This window comes from Streptacidiphilus monticola (assembly GCF_042658505.1).
GTDB lineage: Bacteria > Actinomycetota > Actinomycetes > Streptomycetales > Streptomycetaceae > Streptacidiphilus > Streptacidiphilus monticola.
Genome location: NZ_JBHSQJ010000203.1, coordinates 1 through 681, shown reverse-complemented (window position 1 = coordinate 681; position 681 = coordinate 1). Strand labels below are relative to the sequence as shown.

The 681-nt window shown below is 69.6% G+C and carries 1 protein-coding gene; it reads left to right on the top strand.

The features are described 5' to 3' along the window. Positions 1–104 precede the first annotated feature (104 nt). Positions 105–681 (top strand): helix-turn-helix domain-containing protein (locus ACFP3V_RS31325; protein ID WP_380591078.1); only part of this gene is annotated, 577 nt, incomplete at its 3' end.

Sequence of the window (681 nt, the reverse complement as noted above, 5' to 3'; positions counted from 1 at the left end):
CTAGCTGTATTGACCACGAGCGTTGTTGACAGTCCGGGACTTGATCAAAACGAAGACCTCCGATGCAGTGGAGCTGTCTAGGACTGCACCGCACGGAGGTCTTCGTGTCCCACCGTAATGCCCGGCTGACCGTTCACGGCAGGCGGCTCCTTGTCGAGCGTGTCCGATCGGGGCGTCCCGTGGCGCACGTGGCCGCCGAGATGGGCATCTCCCGCGCCACCGCCCACAAGTGGGTTCGCCGCTGGCGTGAGGAAGGGGAGCCGGGCCTTCACGACCGGCCCTCCCGTCCGCATACCACCCCGCACCGCACGCCGGCGGCCATCGAGGCCCGGGTGTGCGAGCTTCGCAAGGGCCGCAAGCTCGGCCCGGCCCGCATCGGCCCCATCCTGGGACTGGCCCCCTCCACCGTGCACCGCGTCCTTGCCCGCCACGGCCTGGGCCGCTTGGCCCACCTAGACCGGCCCACCGGACAGGTCATCCGCCGCTACGAACGCGACCGGCCCGGCGAGCTCGTCCACGTCGACATCAAAAAGCTCGGCAACATCCCCGACGGCGGCGGCCACAAGGTCCACAGCCGCCAGGCCGGCGAGGCCAACCGGCATGCCACCACCGCCGAACGCAGCCCGAGCGGCACTCCGAAGATCGGCTACAGCTTCATCCACAGCGCCGTCGACGACCACA